This is a genomic window from Floccifex sp., from assembly GCF_051873555.1.
Lineage (GTDB): Bacteria > Bacillota_I > Bacilli_A > Erysipelotrichales > Erysipelotrichaceae > Floccifex.
Genome location: NZ_JBJEEY010000098.1, coordinates 1 through 8,823, shown reverse-complemented (window position 1 = coordinate 8,823; position 8,823 = coordinate 1). Strand labels below are relative to the sequence as shown.

Sequence of the window (8,823 nt, the reverse complement as noted above, 5' to 3'; positions counted from 1 at the left end):
GGAAAATCCTGGATTATGACTTAAATGATTGAAATACTTCTTTAATTCGGAAAGCTTCTTTTTGATCTTTTTTGAATTCATCTGTATTATAAGAGACAGCTTTTTGAGATACATAAACAGCTAAGACTTGCTCATTATTTAATTTAATTTTGAGTCCTAGATAACATTTATTATCTCCAATTGTTAAAAAAGTGACACCACCTAATACTTGATGTAAAAAAGGTTCTGTTTTACCTTTGAATATTGCTTCTTCATTGAGAATACTTACTTTTTTTACATCACTGATTTGATACATTCCTCTTGTTCCATCTTTGATTTCAAATGATTTCTGATCAAATACAACACTTCTAAATTCTTTTTTCATAATATCCACCTTTCTATTATTTATATATATATTATACTTTAATTTATATATATATAAATTCAATGGCACAAAAAAAGTGACATGATTGTCACTTTGTAGTTTGACGTGGAACAAAGGAGAAACTTTGTTCAATGGATTTTGGTTTTCCTGTATTTTGTTCCATTAACATTTTTTGGAGTAAACGCATCGCAATGGTTCCCATGTCATATTCTGGTAAAGAATAAGCCGATATATTTGGACGTACCATTGTTAAGTATTTATTATTTAAGATACAAATTAATTCTGAATCTTCTGGAATGGAATATCCAGTTTCTTTTAAAGAATTCATAACAGCTACAGCTTGTGAATCTCTAAAAGCAACAATTAATTGACTTGGTTTCTTTTGTTTAAAGTATTTAGATAAATATACATATGAATTTTTATAAGAATCATCAAATGAAATATAATTTGTGAATTCCATTCCCTTATCTTTATAAGCTTTTTCAAAACCTGCTTTTAATCGATCCATCATATACATATTTAATTTATCTTCCACTAAAGCAATGTCTGTAATTCCTTTTTTGAAATATGAATTTACTAAGTTATAAGCCAATTTTTCAAAGTCAACAAAAACATTGGCAACATTTGGAAGATCGGTTTTATGGATTTTGCTTCCAACAATGACAATTGGAATTTGATATACCAATAAGGCTTCCATTTCATCTTGCGTAAAATCATCATTGAATAAAATCACACCATCGACATGTGATTTAATAATTGATTCTACAATATCACTCATTTCATTGATTCCTTTTGAAATTACATGAAACATAATATTATAATGATATGTACTGGCAATATTCATCAATCCATTTAAGATTTTCGCATTATATGAAATCAATCTTTCTGACATCACAATTGAAATTGTGGTTGTCTTTGAAAGAGCTAGTCCCTGGGCAATGGCATTGGGTTTATATCCCAATTTTTCAATGGCCTGCTGTACACGAATCCGTGTATCTTCTCGTACAACGTTGCTGTCATTGATAACACGGGATACAGTTGCTAAAGATACATCGGCCTCCTTTGCGACATCATAAATTGTGATTCGTTTCATTCCATGTCCTCCTTGTCTTTTAGTATTTTCTTTAGACCCTTAAAAATGGCTGTATTCATTTTATTTGTCACTTCTTCAGCTGAATCAATAACTTGTTTTAAAGTATCTGAACGACGAATTGAATCTGTTAAATCCACTGCTTTTTTCACAATTTCCTGTACAGATTCATTGTTTCTGATTTTAGAAACAGGATCGGATTCAAATACTTGTTTACAGCCTGTTTTTAATAATTGAGTGGAATGAAATAAAAAGTCTTTACTGGATTCAACCAATTGAATAAAATCTTCATTTTTTGAAATTAAGATAACTTTTTCTTTTGTTGCTTGTAAAATTCTTAAAATGTCTTCTTTTGCTTTGTTCAAACGATCTTTCATTTGTTCATCGTCTAATTGTTCTTTTTCTTCATTAACTTCATCGAAGACTTCCTGAATCTGATGACGTGCTTCATTCACAATTTCTTCATTTTGTTTATTATCGACTTCACTTAAAACATCTAAATCATTCATTGAGTCTTCTTTTAATTCTTCAATTACTTCATCAATATTTGGATTATTCATTTTTTCGTTCCTCTTTAATTTCTTTCACAACATTTTTTAAAGTATCGACTTTATTTGAAATTGTATCTTTCCAGTTTTCTTTGTTTTCATTTAAATATTGTTTAATATTGGATACATTTTCTTTTGTGCTGTTGACTACATTTGCACATGTTTTTTTGGCACTGGCATGCAAATCATCTACGGTATGTGATAAATCCTGAGCTGTTTGTAAAGGTGCATCCAATTTGCGTACTTGTTCATCTACAGTTGTCAATGTTTTAGTCACTTCTTTTAAAGTCACAATTAATTCTTTAACAAATAAGACAAGATAAACAAGTAAAACAACGCCTAAAACAGGTAATAGACACTTGGCAATATACGATACCATATATAATAATTGTTCCATTGTCATAAAAATTCACCTCTTATTCGATTATAACACTTTCCCTATCTTTTATCGATTCTATTTTGAAAATATTTTCATAGTTGAAAAAAAGATAGAATTAATTTTCTATCTTTTCTTTCAACATATCTTTTAATAAATAAATATCTTTGCTGGACATAAATACAAATACCGCTGGACACATTGTTTTTAATATATCTGCACTTTGATAGTCTACATCTAATAAAATGGAATTCGGACATAAATTCAATAAATCCTGAATCGTAACGGTAATGGTTTCATCTTCTCGTTTCGCATTTTTGGGAAAATCACATAAAACCACCTTATCAGCTGTATTTAAACTATTGGCAAATCCTTCTAAAAAATATTGCAAACGAGAATAACGATCCGGTTTATAAAGCGCAACTACTTTTTTATCTGGATATTTTTTTCGAGCGGAATCAATCATATATCGAATCGCTGTTGGATGATGTGCATAGTCATCAATCAAAACAGAATTCTTAACTTCTTCAATCACAAAACGACGCGCAATTCCTTTATATTCCTGAAGTCCTTGAACAATTTGTTCTGGTTTCATGCCTAGTTCATAAGCTAAAGCAAAAGTACCTAAGGCATCTTGTAAAAAAGGATCACCGACTTCACTTAATTGTACATGAATTAGACATTCATTTTTATGGAAACAATCAAATTCCATACCATCTTGTCCTTGTACAATATTTTTTGCGACATAATCATTTCCTTCTTGTAGTCCATATGTCACATAAGGAATTTTATAATCTAATTTTGGAAGATATGGATCATCTCCATAAATAATAACTTTCTTTTTAACTTGATTCACAAACGACTGAAACGCACTGATATAATCGTCTAAGTCTTTATAATAATCAATGTGATCTAATTCAATATTGGTAATAATGGCATAGTCTGGATGATAGGCTAAAAAATGTCGTTGAAATTCACAGGATTCCAATACAAAGTGTCTGGCATCTTCTGGCATAAAACCATGACCATCTCCAATTAAATAAGCCGTTTGATCTTGTTTTTGTAAAACCGATGAAACCAATCCTGTTGTTGTACTTTTTCCATGGCATCCTGCAATACAAATGGAATTATATTCCTCTAATAAAACACCTAAAAACTCATTGTAATAATAACAAGTTACATTTGGATTGTATTTAGCAGCCTTTACTTCTACATTGCTTTCATCAAAAGCCAAGCCAATAATCACTGTATCCCCGTCTTTTATATTTTTTTCATCAAAAGAAGTAAACGGAATATTTCGATCCACTAATCCATCCTGAGTAAAAATATATTTTTCAATATCACTTCCATTGACTTCTTTATGCTGATCATGCAAGATACAAGCCAAAGCTGCCATTCCCGTTCCCTTGATACCAATAAAATGATAAGCCAAAATACTCACTTCCTATTCTTCTTCAAATAACGACTTTTGTTTGGATTCTTTTTTATTTGGCGTAGACAACATTTCTTTTAACGTATAGTCAACGTTGTTTTTTTTTACAGCCGGTTTTTTGACTGGAATTTGCTGCACAGGCTTAGGCGTAGGTAAATCATTTCCATACATTGGAGAAATAACTTTTGTGAATGTAAAATCATCACCTGGTTTTTGTAAATCAATAGCATTGTGTACTTTATCAAATTCTTTTGCTTCTTCTTTTGTATTTCCAAAAATAGGTGAAATTACAGGCGAATAATCAAAGTCTTCCAATGGTTTACGCAATTTTTTCATCTTTGAACGATCATAGTGATACTCACTTTTCTTTGTCTTTTTACCAGGCATTTCACTGGAAATTTCTTCATAATCCATCCCATCAAAAATACTAGGTTTCTTTGTTTCCTTTTTGATTTCTTTTTTATCTGTTAAAAAAGAAGCAATGACAGGTTCTTCTTGTACAGGTTTTACAATTGGTTCTACAAAAGTAGGCTCTAATTGCTGCACAGGCTCTACTTCTACTTCATTTTCTTCTTCGACAATTTCTTCCTCTTCTTCAATTCCTTCATTTAGAATTGCATGCATTAAATCCTTTACCTTTGACATACTTAAGCCTCCCTTACACTTTTTTCTAAATAAGCGACAATTTCTTCTTTCGTTTTTCTTAAACTCGAAACAAAACGAGATATTTCTTTTCCATCTTTAAAACAAACAAAACTTGGAATTCCTAAAATATCCATTTCTCTTGCCAAATCTAAACAATCATCGCGATCGATTTCATAAAAATTTATATTCGAAAACTGGTTTTCAATAGATGGAAGAAATGGTTTAATAAAAATACAATCTCCACACCATTTTGTTGTAAACATAAAAACATGAAAACCATTGTTTTGACATACTTCTTTAAATTCTATTTCATTTCGTATTGTCTTCATATTTCTTTTTCCATACACAACGATAAATTGGTTGCCCTTTTTCTACAAATTTTTCTTCATATTCAGTGAGTACATCTTCTTTGTGTTCATCTCTTCGATAATCCACACTGAAATCCACTAACACAAATCCATTATTTAAAAATTCTAAAATAGAATATTCAAATAAAGAGGCATTATCTGTCTTCATTTGAATCTGACCATCTTTACTTAATAAATTCTTATATTGAGCCAAAAATTTTTCATTGGATAAACGACGCTTTGCATATCGTTTTTTAGGCCATGGATCCGAAAAATTTAAATGAATAATATCTATTTCATTGTCTGCAAACCAATTCGATAAATCACAAGCATCTCCATGAATTAAAGCCAAATGATTATCTTGCGATTGTTCATCAAATTTTTTAGCAGCCATGCCACAGGCACTGTCATTTTTTTCCAGTGCCACAAAACCATCTTGTGGATATAACATAGACATAAATAAAGAATAATTTCCTTTTCCACATCCAATCTCAACATGTAATGTATCACATTGCAGAAATTCTTTCCATTGACCTTTTAAAGTCTCTGGAGATTCTATTAAATGAGAACTATTGGACAAATAATCCACAGCCCATTTGACTTTACGCATTCTCATATTAACTACATAATGTCACAATCGCATCGGCATAAATCGCAATAGCTTCTATTAAAGAAGACAATTTAATACCTTCATCGGCTTGATGACATCCTCCCACAATTTGATTTGTACAAACTTCTTCCCATGGTTTTTCTGGTCCATATGATACAAAGTTTTCAAAATGACGCGCATATGTTCCTCCACCAATTGTCATTGGACCATGGAATGTATCATTTGTATATTTACGATAAACAGCCATTAAATCTGTAACTAATTTTGAATTTGGATCTACAAACAATGGTTTAGAATCGCCTTCATTGATGACTTCGATATCCGATTGTAAAGAAGCACAGGCTGTTTTAAATTTTTCAATAATCGCATCGCCTGTTGTATCATTTGGATAGCGAATATCAATTAAAATATGGCTGTGACCATTTTCTATTGTAACAAATCCAGTGCTCATTGTTAAATAATGCATATAAGCCCCTTCCATATCAATACCAACAGGCTGTCCCATCCAATCTTTTAATAAAGAATAATAATCTTTACTCAATTGATCGTTATAAGCACTTCCAATGAAGTTCAATAAATGCAAGGCTGCATTGTTTCCTGCAAAAGGCCAGGCTGCATGGGCACTTTTTCCATCAATATGGATTTGAACCAATTCATCTCTTTGAATAAAACCAGAAATCTGGTTGGATTTACAATAGAAATGAAATAATTGTTCTTGTTGTTCACTCATTTCTTTGACATAAGCATCGGCTTTTCCAATCACAATATTAGGTGCTTGCCCAGCCACTAGTTTTTGAATCACAGTAGCATCATTGGATTGTAGACCAACGTGCAAACCGCCTTTTTCTCCATAAATACAAGGGAAATTGGCATCTGGAACAAATCCCATATCCGGAATTTGGGCATGTTGACAATAATATTTCATACACTCCATTCCAGATTCTTCATCACATCCCATAATCAGCATCACTTTTTTCTTTAATGGGATATTTAATTCTTTAATAATTTTTAAAGCATAATAACCAGCTAATGCCGGTCCTTTGTCATCCATGACACCACGACCAAAAATATATCCGTCGTTGTATGTGACTTTCAATGGTTCTTTTGTCCATCCTTCTCCCAATGGCACAACATCCAAGTGTCCTAGAATGCCAAATGTTTCTTTCTGGTTTCCATATTCAATCACACCTGCATAGCCATCAATATCTTTTGTCACAAAACCATCTTGTTTAGCCATATCTAAGCAAGTATCTAATACTTTTCGACAATTATTTCCAAAAGGGGCTCCTTCTTTTTTGGTAGAAAGATCACGAGTGGATTCAATTTCCACTAATTTATTTAAATCCGATAAAAATTGTTCTTTTTTTTCGTTTGCGTATTTCAAAAAATCCATAAAAAAACACTCCTTTTCGTTATTTTATCATTATTTGAACAAAAAGAGAATCCTATCACAAAAAAAAGAGATTGAACAAACAATCTCTTTATTCTTCATTTTCTTTTTTCAATTTTGGAAGTAAAGCCTTGGCACTGACATTGATACGACCTTTGTTATCAATTTCCATAACCTTAACATCAATGACATCGCCAATAGATAAAACATCTTCTACTTTTTCAACACGATTGTGAGAAATTTTAGAAATATGCAACAATCCATCGGTATTTCCAAATAAATTGACAAATGCGCCAAATTTTTCTAAACGAACAACTTTAGCAGCATATACATCCCCGACTTTTGCTTCACGAACAATGTTATCAATCATTTGTTTAGCTTTTTCGATTGTTTCCTGATTCATATGATAAATAACGACTTTACCATCATCATCAATATCAATCTTGACATCATCGCATTGAGCAATAATTTCATTGATCATCTTACCACCAGGTCCAATGACGTCTTTGATTTTTTCTGGACTAATCTGCATCATTCCAATCTTAGGTGCATATTCAGAAACTTGTTTTCTAGGTTCCGGAATACAAGCTAACATATTATCTAAGATTTCCAAACGTGCTTTATGTGCCTGTTGTAAAGCCTCTTCAAAAATTTCACGCGTAATACCTGTTGTTTTAATATCCATTTGTAAAGCCGTGATACCATTTGTCGTACCCGCTACTTTAAAGTCCATATCACCAAAGTGATCTTCCATACCCTGAATATCCGTTAAAACCGTATATTGACCTGTTTCATCATTCATGATCAATCCCATCGCAATACCTGCAACAGGAGCTTTAATTGGAACACCGGCTGCCATTAAAGACATTGTTCCTGCACAAATACTGGCTTGAGATGACGATCCATTGGATTCCATTACATCGGCTACGGTACGAATTGTATAAGGGAATTCTTCTAAAGAAGGAAGAACTTGTGCTAACGCTCTTTCTCCTAACGCCCCATGACCAATTTCACGACGACCAGGTGTTCCCATACGTCCTGTTTCTCCTACACAATATGGAGGGAAATTATAATGATGCATAAAACGCTTTGAATCCACAACTGTTAAGTCATCAATGATTTGATTATCATTTAATGCACCTAAAGTCGTTGTTGAAAGAACCTGTGTTTCTCCACGTGTAAATAAAGCAGATCCATGAACTCTTGGCAATAAATCGACTTGTGAATTCAATGGACGAATTTCATCAATTTTTCTTCCATCTGGACGAATCTTATCTTCAATAATTAATCGACGAACTTCATCAGCTTCAATTCCACGACAAATTTCAGCTGTCTGTTTCATCGCATTGTTTTTATCTTTTTCTGATGCATATTCTTTTGCTTCGATTTGTGCAACCGCTGCTTCACATAATTCATCAATTTTTCCATAGCGTTCTAATTTTTCTTTAATAGAAACAGCCTGACGAATTTGAGCTTCAAATCCAGCACGAACTTCTTTATCTAATTCTTCATCAACCGCATATAACTGTACTTCGCGTTTTTCTTTTCCACATGCGGCTACAATTTCTTCCTGGAAAGCACATAATTTCTTAATTTGTTCATGACCAAACATCAAAGCTTCTAACATATCTTCTTCTGAAACTTCTTTAGCCCCAGCTTCCACCATGTTTAAAGCATATTTTGTTCCAGCTACCGTTAATTCAATGTCACTTTCTTCTTGTTGTGCAACAGTTGGATTGGCAATCAATTGCCCATTAACACGGGCTACTTTTACCCCGGCAATTGGTCCATTAAATGGAATATCGGATATACATAAAGCCAAAGAAGCCCCAAACATAGCTGCCATTTCTGGTGAATAATCTTGATCCACACTTAAAACTGTATTTACAACTTGTACTTCATTTCGAAATCCTTCCGCAAACAATGGACGAATTGGACGATCAATCATACGAGCTGTTAAAGTAGCATGTTCGCTTGGTCTTCCTTCACGACGTAAAAATCCACCTGGAATTTTTCCAACT

At 32.4% G+C, this 8,823-nt stretch carries 10 protein-coding genes; all 10 read right to left on the bottom strand.

Annotated elements, in window-relative coordinates; all coding sequences use genetic code 11:
* Positions 1 to 13: 13 nt before the first annotated feature.
* Positions 14 to 364, bottom strand: a complete 351-nt coding sequence (locus ACI32A_RS05730) for a hypothetical protein (RefSeq protein WP_439754081.1) — start codon at positions 362 to 364, stop codon at positions 14 to 16.
* Between the two features lie 88 nt (positions 365 to 452).
* Positions 453 to 1,457, bottom strand: a complete 1,005-nt coding sequence (locus ACI32A_RS05725; RefSeq protein WP_439754080.1) for a LacI family DNA-binding transcriptional regulator — start codon at positions 1,455 to 1,457, stop codon at positions 453 to 455.
* Positions 1,454 to 2,014, bottom strand: coding sequence for a hypothetical protein (locus tag ACI32A_RS05720; protein ID WP_439754079.1), 561 nt, complete (start codon positions 2,012 to 2,014; stop codon positions 1,454 to 1,456). Before ACI32A_RS05720 ends, ACI32A_RS05725 begins: the two co-directional genes overlap by 4 nt.
* Positions 2,007 to 2,405: a DUF6674 family protein gene (locus tag ACI32A_RS05715; protein ID WP_439754078.1), complete on the bottom strand. Its 399-nt coding sequence runs from the start codon at positions 2,403 to 2,405 to the stop codon at positions 2,007 to 2,009. The genes ACI32A_RS05720 and ACI32A_RS05715 overlap by 8 nt, the downstream gene beginning before the upstream one ends.
* 91 nt (positions 2,406 to 2,496) lie before the next feature.
* The gene (locus ACI32A_RS05710; RefSeq protein ID WP_439754077.1) at positions 2,497 to 3,810 is read right to left on the bottom strand and encodes a UDP-N-acetylmuramate--L-alanine ligase; all 1,314 of its coding nucleotides are present in this window, start codon (positions 3,808 to 3,810) and stop codon (positions 2,497 to 2,499) included.
* A gap of 12 nt (positions 3,811 to 3,822) precedes the next feature.
* Positions 3,823 to 4,455 (bottom strand): hypothetical protein, encoded by a 633-nt coding sequence (locus tag ACI32A_RS05705; RefSeq protein WP_439754076.1) that lies wholly within the window; start codon positions 4,453 to 4,455, stop codon positions 3,823 to 3,825.
* A 2-nt stretch (positions 4,456 to 4,457) separates the two neighbouring features.
* Positions 4,458 to 4,784: a thioredoxin family protein gene (locus ACI32A_RS05700; RefSeq protein WP_439754074.1), complete on the bottom strand. Its 327-nt coding sequence runs from the start codon at positions 4,782 to 4,784 to the stop codon at positions 4,458 to 4,460.
* On the bottom strand, positions 4,765 to 5,412 hold the full coding sequence (trmB, locus tag ACI32A_RS05695; protein ID WP_439754073.1) for a tRNA (guanosine(46)-N7)-methyltransferase TrmB: 648 nt from the start codon (positions 5,410 to 5,412) through the stop codon (positions 4,765 to 4,767). Before trmB ends, ACI32A_RS05700 begins: the two co-directional genes overlap by 20 nt.
* Before the next feature lie 7 nt (positions 5,413 to 5,419).
* Positions 5,420 to 6,805, bottom strand: a complete 1,386-nt coding sequence (pepV, locus tag ACI32A_RS05690) for a dipeptidase PepV (RefSeq protein WP_439754072.1) — start codon at positions 6,803 to 6,805, stop codon at positions 5,420 to 5,422.
* Positions 6,806 to 6,893: 88 nt separating this feature from the next.
* Positions 6,894 to 8,823, bottom strand: a 1,930-nt coding sequence (gene pnp, locus ACI32A_RS05685; RefSeq protein WP_439754071.1) for a polyribonucleotide nucleotidyltransferase, incomplete at its 5' end; no start/stop codon positions are given.

Excerpts from the sequence above, each read along its gene's own strand:
- ACI32A_RS05725 (WP_439754080.1), bottom strand. The coding sequence starts at position 1,457 with ATGAAACGAATCACAATTTATGATGTCGCAAAGGAGGCCGATGTATCT.
- ACI32A_RS05730 (WP_439754081.1), bottom strand. The coding sequence starts at position 364 with ATGAAAAAAGAATTTAGAAGTGTTGTATTTGATCAGAAATCATTTGAA.
- pepV (WP_439754072.1), bottom strand. The coding sequence starts at position 6,805 with ATGGATTTTTTGAAATACGCAAACGAAAAAAAAGAACAATTTTTATCG.
- ACI32A_RS05705 (WP_439754076.1), bottom strand. The coding sequence starts at position 4,455 with ATGTCAAAGGTAAAGGATTTAATGCATGCAATTCTAAATGAAGGAATT.
- ACI32A_RS05715 (WP_439754078.1), bottom strand. The coding sequence starts at position 2,405 with ATGACAATGGAACAATTATTATATATGGTATCGTATATTGCCAAGTGT.
- trmB (WP_439754073.1), bottom strand. The coding sequence starts at position 5,412 with ATGCGTAAAGTCAAATGGGCTGTGGATTATTTGTCCAATAGTTCTCAT.
- ACI32A_RS05720 (WP_439754079.1), bottom strand. The coding sequence starts at position 2,014 with ATGAATAATCCAAATATTGATGAAGTAATTGAAGAATTAAAAGAAGAC.
- ACI32A_RS05700 (WP_439754074.1), bottom strand. The coding sequence starts at position 4,784 with ATGAAGACAATACGAAATGAAATAGAATTTAAAGAAGTATGTCAAAAC.